This is a genomic window from Delftia sp., from assembly GCF_059499305.1.
Genome location: NZ_JCABYI010000030.1, coordinates 654,254 through 673,287, shown reverse-complemented (window position 1 = coordinate 673,287; position 19,034 = coordinate 654,254). Strand labels below are relative to the sequence as shown.

General features: G+C 70.6%; 17 protein-coding genes. 13 read left to right on the top strand and 4 right to left on the bottom strand.

Annotation, left to right across the window (positions count from 1 at the left end; all coding sequences use genetic code 11):
* The first annotated feature begins 27 nt into the window (after positions 1 to 27).
* From AC5I49_RS19625 to AC5I49_RS19605, 5 genes are read left to right on the top strand one after another with little or no spacing between them, the layout of a single operon-like run.
* Complete coding sequence (locus tag AC5I49_RS19625) at positions 28 to 1,047, top strand: tripartite tricarboxylate transporter substrate binding protein (RefSeq protein WP_495789772.1); 1,020 nt, start codon at positions 28 to 30, stop codon at positions 1,045 to 1,047.
* 10 nt (positions 1,048 to 1,057) lie between these two features.
* The gene (locus AC5I49_RS19620) at positions 1,058 to 3,166 is read left to right on the top strand and encodes an acetate--CoA ligase family protein (protein ID WP_495789771.1); all 2,109 of its coding nucleotides are present in this window, start codon (positions 1,058 to 1,060) and stop codon (positions 3,164 to 3,166) included.
* On the top strand, positions 3,163 to 4,524 hold the full coding sequence (locus AC5I49_RS19615; protein ID WP_495789770.1) for an acetyl-CoA carboxylase biotin carboxylase subunit: 1,362 nt from the start codon (positions 3,163 to 3,165) through the stop codon (positions 4,522 to 4,524). The genes AC5I49_RS19620 and AC5I49_RS19615 overlap by 4 nt, the downstream gene beginning before the upstream one ends.
* Positions 4,525 to 4,535: 11 nt before the next feature.
* The gene (locus AC5I49_RS19610; RefSeq protein WP_495789769.1) at positions 4,536 to 4,760 is read left to right on the top strand and encodes an acyl-CoA carboxylase biotin carboxyl carrier protein subunit; all 225 of its coding nucleotides are present in this window, start codon (positions 4,536 to 4,538) and stop codon (positions 4,758 to 4,760) included.
* Entirely contained in the window at positions 4,757 to 5,194 is a 438-nt protein-coding gene (locus AC5I49_RS19605) for a PaaI family thioesterase (protein WP_154835963.1), read from the top strand. The genes AC5I49_RS19610 and AC5I49_RS19605 overlap by 4 nt, the downstream gene beginning before the upstream one ends.
* Before the next feature lie 7 nt (positions 5,195 to 5,201).
* Here AC5I49_RS19605 and AC5I49_RS19600 read toward each other — a convergent pair whose 3' ends face one another.
* The 3 genes from AC5I49_RS19600 to AC5I49_RS19590 are packed head-to-tail and all read right to left on the bottom strand — an operon-like array spanning position 5,202 to position 7,731.
* The gene (locus AC5I49_RS19600; protein ID WP_016446659.1) at positions 5,202 to 5,630 is read right to left on the bottom strand and encodes a hypothetical protein; all 429 of its coding nucleotides are present in this window, start codon (positions 5,628 to 5,630) and stop codon (positions 5,202 to 5,204) included.
* A 35-nt stretch (positions 5,631 to 5,665) separates the two neighbouring features.
* Positions 5,666 to 7,045 carry a heavy metal sensor histidine kinase gene (locus AC5I49_RS19595; protein WP_043789226.1) on the bottom strand — a complete coding sequence of 460 codons (1,380 nt, stop codon included), beginning with the start codon at positions 7,043 to 7,045 and terminating at the stop codon, positions 5,666 to 5,668.
* Positions 7,042 to 7,731, bottom strand: a complete 690-nt coding sequence (locus AC5I49_RS19590) for a heavy metal response regulator transcription factor (RefSeq protein WP_026062596.1) — start codon at positions 7,729 to 7,731, stop codon at positions 7,042 to 7,044. Before AC5I49_RS19590 ends, AC5I49_RS19595 begins: the two co-directional genes overlap by 4 nt.
* A gap of 153 nt (positions 7,732 to 7,884) precedes the next feature.
* Between AC5I49_RS19590 and AC5I49_RS19585 the strand changes: the two genes are divergently transcribed.
* The 7 genes from AC5I49_RS19585 to AC5I49_RS19555 all read left to right on the top strand — a co-directional run bounded on the left by AC5I49_RS19585 (position 7,885) and on the right by AC5I49_RS19555 (position 17,327).
* On the top strand, positions 7,885 to 8,295 hold the full coding sequence (locus AC5I49_RS19585; RefSeq protein WP_223275155.1) for a hypothetical protein: 411 nt from the start codon (positions 7,885 to 7,887) through the stop codon (positions 8,293 to 8,295).
* A gap of 176 nt (positions 8,296 to 8,471) precedes the next feature.
* Positions 8,472 to 9,773: a TolC family protein gene (locus AC5I49_RS19580; RefSeq protein WP_133072591.1), complete on the top strand. Its 1,302-nt coding sequence runs from the start codon at positions 8,472 to 8,474 to the stop codon at positions 9,771 to 9,773.
* Between the two features lie 30 nt (positions 9,774 to 9,803).
* Positions 9,804 to 11,177: an efflux RND transporter periplasmic adaptor subunit gene (locus AC5I49_RS19575; protein WP_495789768.1), complete on the top strand. Its 1,374-nt coding sequence runs from the start codon at positions 9,804 to 9,806 to the stop codon at positions 11,175 to 11,177.
* An 11-nt stretch (positions 11,178 to 11,188) separates the two neighbouring features.
* The gene (locus AC5I49_RS19570) at positions 11,189 to 14,362 is read left to right on the top strand and encodes a CusA/CzcA family heavy metal efflux RND transporter (protein WP_495789767.1); all 3,174 of its coding nucleotides are present in this window, start codon (positions 11,189 to 11,191) and stop codon (positions 14,360 to 14,362) included.
* A 200-nt stretch (positions 14,363 to 14,562) separates the two neighbouring features.
* Positions 14,563 to 16,050 carry a purine-cytosine permease family protein gene (locus AC5I49_RS19565; protein WP_495789766.1) on the top strand — a complete coding sequence of 496 codons (1,488 nt, stop codon included), beginning with the start codon at positions 14,563 to 14,565 and terminating at the stop codon, positions 16,048 to 16,050.
* Complete coding sequence (locus AC5I49_RS19560; RefSeq protein ID WP_016451966.1) at positions 16,047 to 16,799, top strand: carbon-nitrogen hydrolase family protein; 753 nt, start codon at positions 16,047 to 16,049, stop codon at positions 16,797 to 16,799. The genes AC5I49_RS19565 and AC5I49_RS19560 overlap by 4 nt, the downstream gene beginning before the upstream one ends.
* 177 nt (positions 16,800 to 16,976) lie before the next feature.
* Positions 16,977 to 17,327, top strand: a complete 351-nt coding sequence (locus tag AC5I49_RS19555) for a DUF4148 domain-containing protein (RefSeq protein WP_016446650.1) — start codon at positions 16,977 to 16,979, stop codon at positions 17,325 to 17,327.
* Positions 17,328 to 17,396: 69 nt separating this feature from the next.
* Here the strand turns inward: AC5I49_RS19555 and AC5I49_RS19550 are convergent, their stop codons facing one another.
* The gene (locus AC5I49_RS19550) at positions 17,397 to 17,819 is read right to left on the bottom strand and encodes a hypothetical protein (protein ID WP_016446649.1); all 423 of its coding nucleotides are present in this window, start codon (positions 17,817 to 17,819) and stop codon (positions 17,397 to 17,399) included.
* Positions 17,820 to 17,938: 119 nt separating this feature from the next.
* On the opposite strand from AC5I49_RS19550, the gene AC5I49_RS19545 reads away from it, so the two are divergent.
* Positions 17,939 to 18,961, top strand: a complete 1,023-nt coding sequence (locus AC5I49_RS19545) for a hypothetical protein (protein ID WP_043789237.1) — start codon at positions 17,939 to 17,941, stop codon at positions 18,959 to 18,961.
* Positions 18,962 to 19,034: the final 73 nt, after the last annotated feature.

Here is a 19,034-nt window from a genome sequence, read left to right as displayed (position 1 = left end):
GCATAAAAAACCCAAGGAGACAAAGCAATGGCAACCAGACAACCGCGCGCGCCCTCGCGCCGCACCGCCCTGGCCCTGTGCCTGGCGCCCTGCCTGACCATCTGCGCCGCGACGGCGGCCCAGGCCCAGGCCCCCCAGGAGGACAAATGGCCCACGCGCCCCGTGCGCATCGTGGTCGGCTTTCCTGCAGGCTCGTTCACCGACACCATTGCACGTGCGCTGTCCGAGCCGCTGAGCAAGTCGCTGGGCCAGCCCGTGGTGGTGGAGAACAAGCCCGGCGCCAACGGCGCCATCGGCGTGGGCGAGGTGGCGCGCGCCGCGCCCGACGGCTACACCCTGCTGGTCACCAACTCCAGCAGCATCACCATCAACCCCCAGATCTACAAGAAGATCACCTACCGCGCCAAGGACTTCGCGCCCATCACCATGGTGCTGGATGCGCCCTTCATCCTCACCGTCAACCCCGAGTGGGCGCAGAAGCACCAGATCCGCTCGGCCAAGGATGTGATCGCCTTCGCCAAGGGCCATCCCGACAAGCTCAGCTACGGCTCTGCCGGCCCCGGCAACATCGCCCACCTGGCCTATGCGGCCTGGAGCAACCGCACGGGCGTGAAGACCACGCATGTGCCCTACAAGAGCGCATCGCAGGCGCAGATGGCCGTGCTCAGCGGCGAGCTGGACACGCAGTTCGACACCTGGAGCGCGCTGCCCCACATCGCCAGCGGCAAGCTCGTGGCACTGGCCGTCACCGCGCCCCGGCGCATGCAGCAGCTGCCCGACGTGCCCACCATGGCCGAGGCCGGCTATGCCGATTTCGACGTCACCTTCTGGGCCGGCCTGCTGGCACCCGCGGGCACGCCGCCGGCCATCGTCAACCGGCTCTACGAGGCCTCCAGGGGCGTGCTGCAGGACGCACGCATCCGCGCCGTGCTCAGCAGCCAGGGCGAGCCCGTGATGATGCCGCCCGCGCCGTTCGGCCAGCGCATCGCCAAGGAAGTGGCCGACTGGGGCCAAGTCATCCAGCGCGAAGCCTTGTCTTTGGATTGATGAGGTACGCATGTCTCTGTTGCAAGCACTGAACCCCCGCTCGGTCGCCATCCTCGGCGCCTCCGACAACCCCATCAAGGCCGGTGGCCGGCCCATCGACTACCTGCGGCGCCATGGTTTCGCAGGCCGCATCCTGCCCGTCAATCCCAAGCGCGCCGAGGTCCAGGGCCTGGCGGCCTACCCCTCGCTGCGCGCACTGCCCGAGGCGCCCGATGCCGTGGTCATCAGCCTGCCCGGCGAGGACGTGGCCGCCGCCATCGACGACTGCGTGGCCGTGGGCGCGCGCCTGGCCGTGATCTATTCCTCGGGCTTTGCGGAGCTGGGCGAGGAGGGCCGCCGGCAGCAGGCCGACCTGGTGGCGCGGGCGCGCCGGGCGTCAGGCGGCGGGCTGCGCCTGTTCGGCCCCAATTGCCAGGGCGTGGCCAACTTCGCCACGGGCGCCATCCTCAACTTCTCGACCATGATCAACGAGAACGCGCCGGCCGACGGCCCCGTGGCCATCGTCAGCCAGAGCGGCGCGGGCGCGGCCATTCTCTACGGCGGCCTGCGCCGCGCGGGCATCGGCGTGCGCTACATGCTGTCCACGGGCAACGAGGCCGATGTCTGCGCAGCCGAGGCCGTGCGCGCCGTGGTCGAGGACGAAGGCATCCGCCTGGTCGTGCTCTACATCGAGACGCTCAGGCAAAGCGCCTGGCTGGCCGAGGCAGCGCGCCTGGCGCATGCGCGCGGCGTCACCATCCTGGCCGTGAAGGCCGGCCGCACGCGCGCAGGCCAGGCCACGGCCAGCTCGCACACGGGCGCGCTGGCGGCCGAGGACGCGCTGGCCGATGCCTTCCTGCGCCAGCACGGCATACCGCGCCTGGCCGACTTCCGCGAGCTGATCGACTACGCGCCGCTGTTCCTGTCCCAGCCCGCGCCGCGCGGTCGCCGCGTGGTCAGCATCAGCAATTCGGGCGCCACCTGCGTGCTGTCGGCCGACGCGGCCGAGGAATACGGCCTGGCCCTGGAGCCGTTCGATGCCGCCACGCTGGACGGCCTGTCCCAGGCCCTGCCGTCCTATGTCACGGCGCGCAATCCCATCGACATGACCACGGCGCTGCTGGGCAGGCCGCAGACCTTTGGCGACACGCTGCGGGCCTTGTCGGGCAGCGGTGCGGCGGACCTCGTTCACGTGGGCTTCCCGATCGGCGGCGAGGGCTATGACTTCGCCGACTTCGCGGGCCAGGCCAGCCGCTTTGCGCGCGATACCGGCGTGCCCATTGCGGTCAGCGTCAACCAGGACTGGGTGGCCCAGGCCTTCCAGGACCAGGGCGTGCCCACCTTCTGGAGCGAACGCGCCGCCATGCGCGGCCTGGCGCTGCTGGCCGAGCAGGCCGGTGGCAGGCAGGCACAGGCGCCGTCTGCCGAGGCATCGGTGCCGGTGGCGGCCTCCCGCTCCCTCACGCTTGACGAGCCCTCCAGCCTGTCCGAGCTGGCCCGCGCCGGCCTGCCGGTGATGCGCCATCTGGTCTGCAGGAGCGAGGACGAGGTGCGCGCCGCCATCGAGTCCCTGCCCCGGCCCCTGGTGGCCAAGGGCGTGTCCGCCGATCTCTCGCACAAGTCCGAGCATGGCCTGGTGCGGCTCAACATCCACGAGGCGGAGCAGGCGCTGCAGGCCTTTGGCGACTTCGCCGCCACGCTGGCCCGCCTGGGCGCGGCCGATGGTGGCCTGCTGCTGGGAGCCCAGCACAGGGCCGACTTCGAGCTGGCGCTGGGTGCCCATGTGGATGCCGAATTCGGCGTGGTGGTCATGGTCGGCCAGGGCGGCGTGCTGGTGGAGGCGCTCAGGGACGTGCAGTTCCTTGTCGCCCCCTTCAGTGCGCGGCAGGCGCTGGATGCCCTTGCGCGCCTGTCCATCGCCCCGGCCTTTGCGGCCGTGCGCGGCATGCCGGCCGTGGAGCTGGACGCCGTGGCCACCATGATGGTGCGGCTGGGCGACTGGATGCTGGCCCAGGGCGGGCGCGTGCAGTCGGTCGACGCCAATCCCGTGCTCGTGGCGCGCGGCGCGCAGGCGCCGGTGATCGTCGATGCGGTGGTGGCCGTGGCCGCCACGCCAGCGGCGTCCTCGGAGGCGGCATGAGCGGCGCCCCGCACCCCATCCGCCGCGTGCTGGTCGCTAACCGGGGCGCCGTGGCCGCGCGCGTGATCCGCACGCTGCGGCGCATGGGCCTTGAATCCGTGGCCGTGTACTCCGAGGCCGATGCCAGCCTGCCCTATGTGCGCGCGGCCGACCAGGCCGTGTGCATAGGCCCTGCGCCCGCCGCGCAAAGCTATCTGGACCAGGCGCGGCTGCTGCAGGTGGCGCGCGAGACCGGCGCCGATGCCGTGCACCCGGGCTACGGCTTTCTCTCCGAGAACGCGGACTTCGCCGAGGCCGTGCAGCGCCAGGGCCTGTGCTTCATCGGCCCCTCGCCGCACTGGATACGCACGCTGGGCCACAAGACCCAGGCGCGGGCCTTCATGGCCGCCCAGGGCATGCCGCAGGCGGCCAGCTCGGCCGTGCTGCACAGCGTGCAGGAGGCGCAGGCGGAGGCGGCGCGCATCGGCTTTCCCGTGCTGGTCAAGCCCGCAGGCGGGGGCGGCGGCATCGGCATGCTGCCCGCGCACGATGCACCGCAGCTGGAGGCCGCCTGGTCCAAGGCCAGCGGCATTGCCGCCAAGTACTTCGGCACGGCCGAGCTGTACCTGGAAAAGCTGATCGAGGCGCCGCGCCACATCGAGTTCCAGGTGCTGGCCGACCGCCATGGCGAGGTGCGCGTGCTGTTCGAGCGCGACTGCTCGGTGCAGCGCCGCCACCAGAAGGTGGTGGAAGAGGCCCGCCCCGCAGGCATTCCCGCGCAGGCCCTGGCCGACATGCGGCAACTGCTGGCCGGCCTGCTGGCGCGCACGGGCTATGACGTGATCGGCACCGTGGAGATGCTCTACACGCCGCAGCACGGCTTTGTCTTCCTGGAGATGAACACGCGGCTGCAGGTCGAGCATGCGGTGACCGAGGAGATCACGGGCATCGACATCGTCGAGGCCCAGATCCGCCTGGCCGCCGGCGAGCGCATGGGCGACGTGCTGCCCGCCGAACCCGTGGCCAGCGGCCATGCCATCGAGGCGCGCATCTATGCCGAAGACCCCGTGCGCTTCCTGCCCTCGCCAGGGCGCCTGGACCGCTTCGAGATGCCCCAGGGAGAAGGCCTGCGCGTGGAGACCGGCTATGCCCAGGGCTGCAGCGTCACGCCCTTCTACGACCCCATGGTCGCCAAGCTCGTGGCCCATGGCAGCGACCGCGCCCAGGCCATCGCACGGCTGCGCCAGGCACTGGCGCAGACCCGCATCGAGGGCGTGAAGACCAACATCCCCTTCATCGAACGCATCCTGGGCCACGCCGATTTCCTGGACCTGCGCATCGACACCGGCATCGCCCAGCGCGTGCTGTCCCCCCTTTGAAAGCCCTACCCATGACCACCATCCCGAACCTGATCACAAGCCCCATCGCCGGCCTCGTGGCCGCTGTGGAAGCCGCCGAAGGCGGCACCGTCGCCCTGGGCGACACCCTCATCATCGTGGAGTCCATGAAGATGGAGATTCCCGTGGAAAGCGAGGTGGCAGGCGTCGTGCGCCGCATGCTCGTGGCCGTCGGCGAGCCGGTGGCCGAAGGCCAGGCGATTGCGGAGATCGGATGAACGCCGTTGGAATCTCCACCACCCCGGACCTGGAGGCCGCCGCGCTGGCGCGCGGCTACTTCGGCATCGACGTGCCCTTCATGTCCCACATCGGCCTGGAGCCCGTGAGCCTGGCGCCCGGCCTGGCGCGCACGCGGCTGCCCATGCGCCCGCACCTGGCCAACAGCCGGGGGCATGGCCATGGCGGCGCGCTGATGAGCGCGCTGGACTTCACGCTGAGCGCGGCCGCGCGCTCGTCCAACCCGCTGGGGCTGGGCGTGGTGACCATCGAGATGAGCACGCATTTCCTCGCCTCGGCCACCACCGACCTGCTGATCGAGGCCCGCGTGCTGCGCGCAGGCGCGCGCACCGTGTTCTGCGAGGGCGATGTGCTGGACAGCGCGGGCCAGGCCGTGTGCACGGCGAGGGCCGTGTTCAAGCTGATCGCGCTGTAGCCTGGCTTCAGGCGCCGTCGCCTTCGGGCGCCGGCGGCAGCAGATGCTGACCGATCTGCTGCCAGGCCTTGGCCGCGTCATGCTGGCCGCCGAACATGTGGCAGCTGGCGGCCGTCATGGCCAGGCGGCCGTTTTCGGGTTCCAGGTCGAACGCCAGCTCGCATTGCGCGGCGGCGTTGCGCCACATCACCACGGCGTCTGGCGATTCTTCCTTTTGCAGCGCATGGGCTTCGGCCATCCAGGCCTGGGCCAGGCGAAACGCGCCTTCGGCCTGATCGGGGTCGGCCTTGTGGGCCAGATAGAAATGCTTGCCGGCCTGCTGCCACAGCGCCCGGGCCTGGGCGAAATCCTGGGTGGCGGCCCGCTGCGCCTGGGCCACCAGGGCATTGCCTTCGGCCAGCAGCGTTGCGTAGGAGGAGGGGGCGTCTTGCGTCATGGGGCGCCATTGTGCCGCCGCTCCGGTGCCTGTGTTCAGGCCGGGGAATCGCGCGGCGGGCTCGGGCTGTCGGGCAGTTCCAGGCCGATGCGCGTGAAGCCGCCCTCGGACTCGGCAAAGCAGCGCCCGCCGTGCATGCGCGCGATGGCGGCCACGATGGCCAGGCCCAGGCCATGGTTGCGGTCGGCCTGGCTGCGCGCGGCGTCGGCGCGGTAGAAGCGGTCGAACAGGCGCGGCAGGTGGACGGGATCGATGGCCGGGCCCCGGTTGAGCACCGCCAGCGCCACATCGCCGGCGCCCCCGTGGTGGGTACAGGGCCGCGCGCCGATCTGCACGGTGATGGTGGAGCCGCGCTGTGCATAGCGTGTGGCATTGCCCAGCAGGTTGGACAGCGCCCGGCGCAGCAGCCGCGCATCGACCTCGGCGGCCGCGTCGCCCTGGACGACGACCTGCAGGTCGGCCTCCTGCAGCGCGGCCTCGTGGAAGTCGATGACCTCGTGGGCCAGCGCGGCCAGGCTGGCCCAGGGCGCCAGGCGCGCGCCCTGGCCCCGGTCGGCCTGGGAGAGAAACAGCATGTCGGCCACGATGCCGGCCATGCGCCGCAGGTCCTCCAGGTTGGAAGCCAGCACCTCGCGCAGCTCGGCCTCGCTGCGCGGCTTGCGCAGGGCCAGCTCGCAGCTGCTGATCAGCGTGGTCAGCGGCGTGTTCAGCTCATGGGCCACGTCGGCGTTGAAGGCCTCCATCTGCCGGTAGGCCACGGACAGCCGCTCCAGCAGGGCGTTGAACTGTGCGATCAGCGGCCGCAGCTCCTGCGGCTGCCCGCTGTCGTCCAGGCGCCGCTGCAGGTCCTGGGCCGACAGCTGGCGCGTCTGCTCGGTCAGCTGTCGCAGCGGCGCCAGGCCCAGGCGCACCAGCCAGATGCCGGTCAGCGACACCAGCAGGGCGCCGCCCACGGCAGCCAGGGCCAGCGTCCAGGCCAGCAGGGACAGTTGCCGGTCGTCTTCGGCCCGGTCCAGCGTGAGCTGGGCACGGGCCTGCTGGCCGGAGTCGGCCAGCACGACCTCGAAGCTGCGCTGCAGCGTGCGGCCGGGATTCTTGGGCGTGCGCAGGCGCTCGTAGAGCACGCGGCCCTGCAGGTCGGTGATGCGCAGCGACATCTCGTCCAGGCCCGTGAGAAAGTCGTCCAGCATGTGGGCCAGCCCGGCTTCGTTGTGGGCGCTGCGGCTTTCGGTCATCAGGTGCAGCACGGCCTGCTGCTTGAGGTCCAGCGTCTCGTGCTGGTGCTGCTCCAGCGTCATCGATGCCACCCCGTAGACGGCCGCGCACACCAGGCCCAGGCCCAGCATGGTCTGCAGGGCCAGCCAGCGCGACAGGCGCCGGCCCAGGTGGGGAATGTCGGCAGGGGCAACGCTCACGGTGCGCGCGACTCCAGCACATAGCCCATGCCGCGCACCGTGTGCAGCAGGGGCTGCGCGAAGGGCTGGTCCAGCTTCAGGCGCAGGCGGCGCACGGCCACCTCGACCACATTGGTCTCGCTGTCGAAATTCATGTCCCAGACCTGGGAGGCCAGCTCGGTGCGCGACAGCACCTCGCCCTGGCGGCGCAGAAGCAGGCTCAGCAGGTTGAATTCCTTGGCCGTCAGGTCCAGGCGCTGGCCGGCGCGCGTGGCGCGGCGGCGTATCAGGTCCAGCTCCAGGTCGGCCATGCGCAGCGTGGTGGCCTCGGCCGCAGGCTGGGCCGTGCCGCCGCCGCGGCGCAGCAGCACATGCATGCGCGCCACCAGCTCGGAGAACGCGAAGGGCTTGACCAGGTAGTCGTCGGCGCCGCCTTGCAGGCCGCGCACGCGGTCCTCCACCTGGCCGCGCGCCGTCAGCATCAGCACTGGCGTCTGGCGCGATTGGCGCAGCGCCGCCAGCACGGCCAGGCCGTCGATGCCGGGCAGCATGCCGTCGAGCACGATGAGGTCGTAGGCCAGCTCGGTGGCCAGGTGCAGTCCGTCGATGCCGTTGTGCGCGACATCGACCACGAACCCCTCCTCGGTCAGGCCCTTGCGGAGGTAGTCGGCCAGCTTGGTTTCGTCTTCGATGACCAGGACTTTCATGCCGAGCATTGTCGGGGCAGGCAAGGGTTTTCGGAGATGACAAATTTGTCATGTGCCCGACAGCGCCGGGTCGCTGCGCCGCCCTAGACTCGCCGGCATGGGGCAGTCGCGATTGGGGTCAAACGCCATGCCCGACAATCCCGCACTTCTGCCATGCCCTCTTCCATGACCCGGCCCCGTCTTGCCGCCCTTGCCATCCTCGTGATCGCGCTGCTGTTCCAGTGGACCTGGATGGCGGCCGCTGCGCTGTGCCGCCACGACGGGCATGAGACCCGGCACTTCGGCCACCATGTCCATGGCGTGAGCCTGCACGGCATGGGCGCCGAGCGCCATGCGGGCACGGGCACGGATGCCGAGTCCGGCCCGCCTGCGCAAAAGGCCGACCAGGGCCTGCAGTCCTCGCTCAGCGTGGACTGCTCCATGTGCCACGCCTGGGTGGCCGCTGCCACACAGCACTGGCAGGCGGCGCCGGTGGCCCCGCCGCCCGCGCAATTCGCCGAGCCGCTGCGCCGGCATGCCTCGGCCGTGCTGCTGCGCCCCGACCGGCCCCGCTGGCAGGGCTGACGCTCCTGCAGCCGCCGGCCGGGCATTCGGCGTTCATCGCCCTGTTTCGCCCCGGACCGGCATTTTCCAGAAATCCCTTCGCGCGCAGCGGCCCTCGTCCGTGCGCGCCCTGTGGCGTGGGGCCTGATCGACCAAGCGATCACGCCTGATCCGCGCTGCGGGCAAGGAGCCCGTGTATGTCTTTTCCTTCGTCCTTTCCGTCGAGGACAGCCTTCGCACCGTGGGTGCTGGCGGCGCTGGCCGCCTGCGGCGTCGTGCAGGCCGCCGAGCCACCGGCCGATTCCGTGGCGCCACCCGCCTTTGCAGGCGCATCCCTTCCTGATGGCCCGCCGCTGGACCTGCAGCAGGCACTGGCCCTGGCGCTGGACGGCAATCCCGGCCTGCGCGCGGCCCGCCAGGCGCTGGCCGCCACGGAGGGGGCCGTGCTGCAAAGCCAGGCCCGGCCCAATCCCGAGCTGGCCTGGTCGCAGGAGGACACGCGCCGCAGCACCCGCACGCTGACCGTGCAGCTGAACCAGACCCTGGAAGTGGGCGGCAAGCGCGAGGCCCGCATGCGCGTGGCCGAGCGCGGCCGCGACCTGGCCCGCGCCGAACTGGCAGGGACCGAGGCCGCGCTGCGCGCCGATGTGGGCGCGGCCTTTTTCGGCGTGCTGGCCGCGCAGCAGCGCGTGGTCCTGGCCGGGCAGACGCTGGAGATCGCCAGCAGCGCGCGCGAGGCGGCGGCCCGGCGCGTGGCGGCCGGCAAGGTGGCGCCGCTGGAGGAGACCCGGGCCCGCGTGGCCGAGTCCGGCGCCCTGCTGGAGCAGGCCCGGGCCCGCTCTGCCCTGCGCGTGGCGCGCGGCCAGCTGCAGGCGCTGTGGGGCGAGAGCGTGCGCCCCTTCGGCCAGGCCGAGGGCGCCGTGGACGCGCTGCCCCAGCTGCCGGAACTGGCGGCCCTGCAGCAGCGCATCGAACAGGCTCCCGCCGTGCTGCGTGCGCGCCAGGCGCTGGAGCAAAGCCGCGCCACGGCCGACCTGGAGCGTGCGCGCCGCCTGCCCGATCCCACCGTCAGCCTGGGCGTCAAGCGCGCCACCGAGGTCGGGCGCAACCAGCTCGTGGTCGGCGTCTCCGTGCCCCTGCCCGTGCTCGACAGCAACCGGGGCAACCAGCTGCAGGCCCTGCGCCTGGCCGACCAGGCCGAGGAGCAGTTGCTGGCCACGCGCGTTCAGCTGCAGGCCCAGCTGTTCGAGGCGCGCGAGCTGCTGCAGTCCAGCCGGGAGCAGGCGCGCCAGCTGGCCGAGGAGGTGCTGCCCACGGCGCGCACGGCCTACGAGCTGGCCTCGCGCGGCTTTGCGCTGGGCAAGTTCGCCTACCTCGACGTGCTGGACGCGCAGCGCACCTGGTCCGAAGCGCGCAGCCAGTACCTGGACCAGCTGCTGGCCACGCACCGCGCCGCCGCCGACATCGACCGCCTGCTCGGCACAGAAGCCGGCCTCTGACCCCGATAGCCACCTGATTGCATCCAGACCATGAACACCAAGCCCTCCTCCTCCCCCCTGGCACCGCGCCGCACCCTTGTGGCCATTGCCGTCATCCTGGCCGTGGGTGCGCTGGCCGCCACGCTGATCCTGCGCAGCGGCCCGCCGGGTGCCGCCAAGGCCGACAGCCATGGCCACGGCCACAGCGAGGCCGCAGGCCATGCCGATGGCGAGCACCACGGCGCTGCAGCCGCAGCCGCAGCCGATGGCCACAAGCACGACGAAGGCCATGCCGACGATGAGCACCATGAAGATTCCAAGGCGGAAAAAGCCGAGGCCAGGCCCGCCGCCAAACCCGCAGCCACCGCCGAAGCCGGCCATGGCGACGACGAAGGCCTGATCGCCATGGACGCCCAGCGCATGCAGGCGGCCGGCGTGCGCCTGGCCGAGGCCGGCCCGGCCACCGTGCGCTCCGTGCTGCAGCTGCCCGGGGAGATCCGCTTCAACGAAGACCGCACGGCCCACGTCGTGCCGCGCGTGGCCGGCATTGCCGAGAGCGTTCCCGCCAACCTGGGCCAGAACGTGAAGAAGGGCCAGCTGCTGGCCGTGCTCAGCAGCGCCGCCGTCTCCGAGCAGCGCAGCGAACTGCTGGCCGCCAGCAAGCGCCTGGAGCTGGCCCGCACCACCTATGCGCGTGAAAAGCAGCTGTGGGAGGAAAAGGTCTCGGCCGAGCAGGACTACCTGCAGGCGCGCCAGGCGCTGCGCGAGGCCGAGATCGCCGTCTCCAACGCCCAGCAGAAGCTGGCCGCCACGGGCGCCGGTGCCGGCGGTGGTGCGGGCGGGCTCAACCGCTTCGAGCTGCGCGCGCCGTTTGACGGCGTGATCGTGGAAAAGCACCTGTCCGTGGGCGAGGCCGTGCAGGACACCACCCAGGTCTTCACCATCTCCGACCTGCGCAGCGTCTGGGCCGAGATGCGCGTGGCCGCGCCCGACCTGCCCGCCGTGCGTGTGGGCGAGAAGGCCACGGTGCGCGCCACGGCCTTCGACTCCTCGGCCACGGGCGAGGTGGCCTATGTGGGCGCCCTGATCGGCCAGGACACGCGCACGGCCCCCGCGCGCATCACCCTGCCCAACCCCGACGGCGTGTGGCGCCCGGGCCTGTTCGTGAATGTGGAGCTGACGGCATCGTCCCGGCAGGCGCCGCTGGCCGTGGCCACGCAGGCACTGCAGAAGATGGAGCAGCAGACCGTGGTCTTCGTGCCCGTGCAGGGCGGTTTCCGCGCCCAGCCCGTGCGCGTGGGCCGCAGCGATGGCAAGGCCACCGAGGTGCTCGAAGGCCTCAAGCCCGGCCAATCCTACGTGGCCGAGGGCAGCTTCATGCTCAAGGCCGAGCTGGGCAAGGCCAGCGCCGAACACAGCCACTGATCGGAGAGTCCATGTTTGAACGCATCATCCGATTCGCCATAGAGCAGCGCTGGCTGGTCCTGCTGGCCGTGCTGGCCATGGCGGGCCTGGGCATCTACAACTACCAGCGCCTGCCCATCGACGCCGTGCCCGACATCACCAATGTCCAGGTGCAGATCAACACCCAGGCCAGCGGCTACTCGCCGCTGGAGACCGAGCAGCGCGTCACCTATCCCATAGAGACGGTGATGGCCGGCCTGCCCCACCTGGAGCAGACGCGCTCGCTGTCGCGCTACGGGCTGTCCCAGGTCACCGTGGTGTTCAAGGACGGCACGGACATCTACTTCGCGCGGCAGCTGGTGGGCGAGCGCATACAGCAGGCGCGCGACAGCCTACCTGCGGGCATCACGCCCACGCTGGGCCCCATTTCCACGGGCCTGGGCGAGATCTACCTGTGGACCGTGGAGGCCGAGGACGGTGCGAAAAAGCCCGACGGCACGCCCTACACGCCCATGGACCTGCGCGAGATCCAGGACTGGGTCATCAAGCCGCAGCTGCGCAACGTGCCCGGCGTCACCGAGATCAACTCCATCGGCGGCTACGCCAAGGAGTACCTGGTGGCGCCCGCGCCCGAGAAGCTGGCCGCCTACGGCTTCACGCTGGCCGACATCGTCACCGCCCTGCAGCGCAACAACGCCAACGTGGGCGCCGGCTACATCGAGCGCCAGGGCGAGCAGTACCTGATCCGCGCGCCGGGCCAGGTCGGCGGCATCGCCGACATCCGCGAGGTCATCGTGGGCTCGGCCCAGGGCCAGCCCATCCGCATCCGCGACCTGGCCGAGGTCGGCCTGGGCCAGGAGCTGCGCACGGGCGCGGCCACCGACAACGGCCGCGAGGTGGTGCTGGGCACGGTGTTCATGCTGATCGGCGAGAACAGCCGAACCGTCTCGCGCGCCGTGGACCAGCGCATGGCCGAGATCAACCGGGGCCTGCCCCCGGGCGTCAAGGCCATCACCGTCTACGACCGCACCAACCTGGTGGACAAGGCCATCGCCACGGTCAAGAAGAACCTGGTGGAGGGCGCGGCCCTGGTGGTGGTCATCCTCTTCCTGTTCCTGGGCAACCTGCGCGCGGCGCTGATCACGGCGCTGATCATCCCGCTGTCCATGCTGTTCACCTTCACGGGCATGGTGCACTACAAGGTCAGCGCCAACCTCATGAGCCTGGGGGCGCTGGACTTCGGCATCATCATCGACGGCGCCGTGGTCATCGTGGAGAACTGCGTGCGCCGCCTGGCCCATGCGCAGGAGGCGCGCGGACGGTCGCTGACGCGCAGCGAACGCTTCCATGAAGTCTTCGCCGCCGCGAAGGAGGCGCGCCGCCCGCTGCTGTTCGGCCAGCTCATCATCATGGTGGTCTACCTGCCCATCTTCGCGCTCACGGGTGTGGAGGGCAAGATGTTCCACCCCATGGCGCTCACGGTGGTCATTGCGCTGGCCGGCGCCATGCTGCTGTCCATCACCTTCATCCCGGCGGCGATTGCGCTGTTCATGGGCGAGAAGGTGGCCGAGAAGGAAAACCGCCTCATGGGCTGGGCACGCCGCGGCTATGCGCCCGTGCTGGCGCGCGTCATGGCCGCGCCCGCCGTGGTGCTCACGGCCGCCGCCGTGGCCGTGGCGCTGAGCCTGCTGCTGGCCACGCGCCTGGGCAGCGAGTTCGCGCCCAACCTCAACGAGGGGGACTTCGCCATCCAGGCGCTGCGCATCCCCGGCACCAGCCTCACGCAGTCGCTGGAAATGCAGATGCAGATCGAGAAGGCGCTCAAGAAGGAGTTCCCCGAGATCGACCGCGTGTTCGCGCGCACCGGCACGGCCGAGATCGCCTCCGACCCCATGCCGCCCAACATCTCCGACGGCTACATCATGCTGAAAGCCCGCAGCGAGTGGCCCGACCCGGCGCGCCCGCGCGATGAGCTGCTGGCCGCCGTGCAGGCGTCGGTGGACCGCATCCCGGGCAACAACTACGAGTTCTCCCAGCCGATCCAGCTGCGCTTCAACGAGCTGATCTCGGGCGTGCGCAGCGACGTGGCCGTGAAGATCTTCGGCGACGACATGGCCGTGCTGGAGAAAAGCGCCCAGACCGTGGCCGGCATGCTGCAGCAGATCGCGGGCGCCTCCGAGGTCAAGGTCGAGCAGACCACGGGCCTGCCCATGCTCACCGTGCAGATCGACCGCGAAAAGGCCTCGCGCTACGGCCTGAACATGGGCGATGTGCAGGGCGCCATCAGCACCGCCATGGGCGGCACCGAGGCCGGCACGGTGTTCGAGGGCGACAAGCGCTTCGACATCCAGGTGCGCCTGCCGGACGCCGTGCGCAACGACCTGCAGGCCCTGAGCCGCCTGCCCATCGCCCTGCCGCGCGGGGCGGACGGGCGCATCGGCTTCGTGCCGCTGTCGGCCGTGGCCACGTTCGAGACCGCGCCCGGCCCCAACCAGGTCAGCCGCGAGGACGGCAAGCGCCGCATCGTGGTCAGCGCCAATGTGCGCGGGCGCGACATCGGCTCCTTCGTGGGCGAGGCGCAGCAGAAGCTGCAAGGCCTGTCGCTGCCGCCCGGCTACTGGACGCGCTGGGGCGGCACCTTCGAGAACCTGGAGTCGGCCACGCGCCGCCTGCAGATCGTCGTGCCCGTGGCCCTGCTCATGGTCTTCGTGCTGCTGTTCGCCATGTTCGGCAATGTGCGCGACGGGCTGGTGGTCTTCACGGGCATTCCGTTCGCGCTCACGGGCGGCATCCTGGCGCTGTGGCTGCGCGACATACCGCTGTCCATCTCGGCGGCGGTGGGCTTCATCGCGCTGTCGGGCGTGGCCGTGCTCAACGGCCTGGTCATGATCTCCTGGATCAGGAGCCTGCGAGAGCAGGGCGCCAGCGTGCCCGACGCCGTGACCGAAGGCGCGCTCACCCGGCTGCGCCCCGTGCTGATGACGGCCCTGGTGGCCTCGCTGGGCTTCGTGCCCATGGCCATTGCCACGGGCACGGGCGCCGAGGTGCAGCGGCCGCTGGCCACGGTGGTGATCGGCGGCATCCTGTCGTCCACGCTGCTGACCCTGCTGGTGCTGCCGCTGCTGTACCGGCTGGTGCATCGCAACGATCCGTCGGAGGCCAGCGGCACAGACCCCGCGCCCGCCGCGCCGGCACCTGCCGTGTGACGCGGCGCCCGGGCAGCACCCGGGCGGCCACTTTGGAACCCGCTGCAGCCTGGCTGCAGCGGGTTTCTTCATGCCCGGGATATCCCGGGCCACACATCTTTGCCCATCGATGTGAACCTCGCGCATTTGGCATGGAGCGGCTGCGAACCCCTGCCTAGAATTCGTCCCACAACAGCAAGGACAACGGGAGGGACAAGGCCATGAACAGCCCCGCCAGCGGACAGCACGGCCGTGCCCGCATCGCCGTGGAGAGCCGGTCCATCGACTGCATTCCCGACAGCGAGCGCCACGCGCGGCTCGCCGACCAGGGCCCGTTCTGGTTTCTGGGCAACTTCCACTTCTTCACGCTTTCCATCGGCTTCGTCGGCCCGTCGCTGGGGCTTTCGGCGCCCTGGAGCGCCCTGGCCGGGACGCTGGGCATCATGTTCGGCACGCTGTTCATGGCGTTGCACGGCGCGCAGGGGCCGCAGCTGGGGCTGCCACAGATGATCCAGTCGCGCGCCCAGTTCGGCTTTCGTGGCGTCACCCTGGCCCTTTGCGCCACGCTGCTGGTGTTCACGGGGTTCAACGTCGTCAACGTCTCGCTCATCATGCAGGGCATGCAGGCCGTGTTCGGCCTGCCGCCAGCGCCCACGGCCTGCGTGGCCGTGGCGGCAGGCGCCTTGCTGGCGGTCTGCGGCCACGATGTGATGCACAAGGCCTTCCGCCATGCACTGGTGCTGGCGCTGCCCCTGTATGCGCTGGCCACGCTGGCGTTGCTGGCAGGCGTGGGCGAGCCCGCCTTGCACGGTCGGTCGGAGCCATTGCCAGGATTCGCATGGAGCGCCTTTGCCGCGCAGTTCACCATCGCGGCCAGCTACAACATCTCCTATGCGCCCTATGTGTCCGACTATTCGCGCTACCTGCCGCGCCACACTGCGCCCCGGCGCCTGATCGCAGCCATCTTCCTGGGTGCATCGCTGTCCGGGGCCTGGATGATCGGGCTGGGCGCCTGGATGGCGCAGCGGCTGCAGGCCGGGGACGCGCTGGCGGCGCTGGGCCAGATCGGCGCGGCGCTTTTCCCGGGCGCGGACCGGCTGCTGCCTGCCCTGGCCGTCGTGGCCTTCCTGCCCATCATCGCGTTGAACACGTACAGCGCGGCGCTGACCGTGCTCACGGCGGCGGATTCGCTGGGCGGCCTGCGCCCCACGCGCAGTGCACGCATCGGTGCCATCGCCGCCATCAGCGCCACCATCCTCGCGTGCGTGCTGTCCATCCAGGGCAGCGGCGTGGCACTGCTGCACTCCTTCCTGGCGCTGCTGCTGTACTTCCTGGTGCCATGGACGGCGGTCAACCTCGTGGACTACTTCCTGGTGCGCAAGGGCCGCTACGCCATCGCTGATTTCTTCACGCCACAGGGCATCTACGGCGCCTGGGGCTGGCGCGGCATCTGCGCCTATCTGGGCGGCTTTGCAGCCATGGTGCCGTTCATGCACATCCACGACGCCACCGATGGCCATGCGGTCTTCATCGGCTGGGCTGCGCAGCGGCTGGGCGGCGTGGACTTCGCCTGGCTGCCGGGCATTCTCGTCGCCGGCAGCCTTTACGGGGGGCTGGCCCGCAACCTGGATCTGCAGGCCGAGGAGGCCGCCAGTTGCCAGCCGCGGCAGGACAGCCACCCTTTGCATCCCAAGGAGCGCACACCATGACGGAGCACCGCATCCGCATCATCCAGCCCCGTCTGCGTGACGGCGACATTGCCGGCAACCTGGCGATGACGCTGAAGACGATCAGGGCCAGCGCGGGTCAGGCCGACCTGCTGGTCTTTCCCGAAACCTGCATCAGCGGATTTCCCCGGCCCGACAACGTGGCGCAGCTGGCCGAGCCGCTGGATGGCCCCTCGGCCACCGCGCTGCGCGAGGCCGCGCGGCAAGCCGGCGTGGCTGTCGCCATCGGCCTGGCCGAAGCAGACCAGGGCCGCCGCTTCAATGCCGGCCTGCTGATCGATGCCGACGGGCAGGTGCTGCTGCACTACCGCAAGACCATGCTCTACGACTCGGACCAGGGCGTGTTCGAGGCAGGTGAGCGCTGGCCCACATGCGAATGGCGCGGCCTGCGGCTGGGAATGCTGATCTGCTTCGACATCGAGTTTGCGGCACCGGCCCGCGCGCTGGGTGCGCAGGGCGTGGACCTGATCGTGCTGATGGACGGGATGATGCACCCCCACGGCCACATCCATCGCCATGCCGTGCCCGTGCGTGCGATGGACAACCAGTGCTACATCGCCATGGCCAACCGCGTGGGCCCTGGCGACAGCTACGCTTTCAGCGGAGGCAGCCAGTTCGCCGATCCCTTCGGCCAGACGCTGGCGCGCATCGCGGGCGATGCCGAGGGCCTGCTGGACGTGCGCCTGGACCCTCTGGCGCCCGGCCGCGCGCGTGCGCAGTACCGGGGCTGACGAGCGCCGAGGCGCCACCGTGGCGCGGTCATCTGTGTCGGTTGTATGACAGCAATGTCACCATCCTGTGGGGGTGGCGTGGGGGGGCGATTTCTACATTGGAGTCCTCTCCCCGGCGTTCCGCCTTGCGGGGCGTGGGGAGAACGAATCACCAACGTTCTTTGAAAGGGACACACCATGTCGCAACGCCGTTTCACCCCCGCTACCCTGATCGCCGGCCTGGTCGCATCGGCAGCGCTGCTGCTGCCGGGCATGGCATCGGCGGCCGGGTACATCCACCCGGCCAACAACGAGGCGGGTGCCGTCGTCCATCCCGAACATTTCAAGAGCAGCAAGACGCGCGCCCAGGTGACGGCCGAGGCCGAGGCGGCCGTGCGCCAGGGCGGCACCTCGCGCTTCAATGCCGGCGTCTACCCGGCGCCTGCACCGCAGACCGGTGGCGGCAAGACGCGGCAGGAAGTGATCAATGAACTGATCAACGAAACGCCTGCCCAGCGCGATGCACGCCAGCGTGCCATGGGTGGTTGATGCACGTGCGGGGCGATGCAGTGCTGCCCCGCAGCAGCCGTATCAAGGGTTGATCGACGCGCCGCGCGGCTACGAGCCTGCGGCGCGTTCCGCTTCCTCGGCCTCATGGGCGCGTGCGATGGCCAGGATCACGTCGCGCGCCAGGCGGCGCTTGGGTACGGGAAGGCGCAGGTAGATCTTGAACAGCTCGTTGTCCTCGTAGCCCAGGCCGGCGGACCAGCTGCCCTTGGGCTCACGCACCTCACGCGCCGGCTGCGGCGCGCGCAGGAACTCCTCCAGCGGCACCTGCAACCAGTCGGCCAGCGCAGCAAGTTTCTTGGTGTTGGGCATGGTCTTGCCCAGCAGCCACAGACGCACGCCGTGCTGCGACATGGGCTTGCCCCAGAAGCGTGTGTTGAATTCGCGCTCCAGCACCGAGGGCTTGGCTTCATAGCCACGGGCCTCCAGGGAATCACGTAATTTCTGCGCAAACCGCTGCTTCGCATCCTGCATGCGGGCACGCTATGGGATAAGTCTGATTGTGCAGTGAGTATTGTGAAAAATCACATATCCGTTGTGATTGATAGTTAACATCAAAGACTCAACCAGAAATCACAAGCACAGGAGGGCCCATGCGCTGGCAAGGAGTGTGGCTGCTGCCTGCGGGCCTGGCCCTGCTGCTGGGCGGTTGCGGCGGTGACGATGGCGAGGTGCTGACCGTGCGGGCTGCTCCCTGGGGCGCCGCCTCGGGCGTGTCGATAGGGCAGGTGCTGCAGGACAGGTCGGCCTGCGCGCGCAGCAGCTGGCGCAGCGTGGGAGACGGCAGCGGCGGGCGCATCGTCGAGTACGCCTGCGAGCGCGCAGGCGTGCGTGACTACCTGCAGGCCAGTCTGCGCCAGGAGGTCGGGCCACTGCAGCGCGCCGCCGAAAGCGAACAGGCCCGGTTCGAGGCGCGGTTGCGTGGCGAATGGCGTGAGCTGCTCGTGCTGGAGCGGCAGCGGCAGGAGATGCTGCGGCGCCACGCGCAGGAGGCGCAAAGGGATGCCGACCACAGGCAGCGGCACCTGGAGGATCTGCGTGTGCTGGGGGACATGAAGGAGTGCGGCAGCTTCCGTCCGCAAAGCCTCAGTGCCGAGGCCGCGCCGCAGCGCCTGGTGCTGGCAGCCCAGGCCTGTGCGCAGGCCGGGCGCGCGGCCGGGCATGTCTATGCGCGCGAGCGGGAGCGGACGCTGGTGCGGCTGCGCGCGGCCCTGCCGCGCTACGACGAGGCCCGGCTGGGCCGCGAGGCGGCCTTGCAGGCGATGGACCGCACCCTGGAGCAGCAGGAGGCGGCGCTGCGCCGGCTGGAGGAAGACCGCCCCGAGGCGGGCGAGCGCATACGCCGCTCATTGGCCGCGCGCATGGAGGCCATGCGCCTGCGGCTGGGCCAGGTGGGCCGCGTGCGCGAGCTCACGCGCTGGAGCGTGGCCGGCGCACGCGTGGTCTACCTGGACACGGCCCTGGCCATGGAGTGCGGCGTGCGCACGCTGACCGAAGCCACGCCGCTGGACACCCTGGTCGAAGACCTGGGCGAGGGCCAGGCCGTGCCCCGCCAGGGAGGCGCATTGGCCCGGGCGCTTGACGGACTGTGGGCGCGCTGCCTGCAGCAGCCCTGAGGGCGGGAAGGACTGCACGGCGCCTGTTGCACGTCGCACGGCGCCGGTTGCACCGCGCCCGTTGCACCACGCC